Below are 761 nucleotides of genomic sequence, written 5' to 3'. Positions count from 1 at the left end.
TCCTCCAGTTTACTTTTAGCCATTCCTTCTTTTATTCCTTCTTTTATTCCTTCTTTTATACCTTCTTCTCTTCCTTCCTGCATTCCTTTTTCTCTTCCTTCCCGCATCGCGTTCTCCACTCGGTCTTGCATGTCCTCCTCGTAAATCCGGCTCACATAGAAACGGTCTACTGCCTTATCATAAGCCACACGGTTCGCTTCCGACAAGTTCGCTACGGCAGCCAGCCGTTCCAGATGCTTGAACACCTGTTCTTTCAGTGCATCCGGCATTCTGTTCCATTCGTTCATATTCTTCAGTGCATATATAAGTTTGTCATACAATGTTTCGCATTCCTCCAGCCGTTTAGTGAAGTAGGGGAATTGCAAAAAGATTTGGCGGAAGTGCGGATTCACCACCCGTCCGTTCTCCCGGTCGGCCACAACCGCATCCGTGCGGAATTTCGGTTCCAGTTTTGTTTCCTTGAAGTTCATCAGGAATATTCCGTATACAGTCGACAGCTTGTAGCGGTCGCCATAGCGTGGCGGTGCTTCACTTACCGTGTCCGCCACACAGTCTTTTCCTCCAGCTGGCAAACCCACCTCGTCTGTTATGGGACGTTCTATCAACCGGCTGATGGCACGGCACACGTAATACAGCGTGCGATCCAGAAAATTGCTGTGCCACCGGTTCTGCATCTCCACGATAATGTATTCCCCGCCCGAAGTCAGGCAATACAGGTCGAAGATAATCCCCCTGTCGTTTACGTTGTCCGAATTGTCTTC

At 49.1% G+C, this 761-nt stretch carries 1 protein-coding gene; it reads right to left on the bottom strand.

Annotation, left to right across the window (positions count from 1 at the left end; all coding sequences use genetic code 11):
- Positions 1–761 (bottom strand): PD-(D/E)XK nuclease family transposase (locus tag H9625_RS17420; protein ID WP_191765593.1); only part of this gene is annotated, 761 nt, incomplete at both ends.

Origin of the sequence: Phocaeicola intestinalis (assembly GCF_014837065.1) — a bacterium.
GTDB classification, from domain to species: Bacteria; Bacteroidota; Bacteroidia; order Bacteroidales; family Bacteroidaceae; genus Phocaeicola; species Phocaeicola intestinalis.
This window is presented reverse-complemented; position numbering and strand designations above follow the sequence as displayed.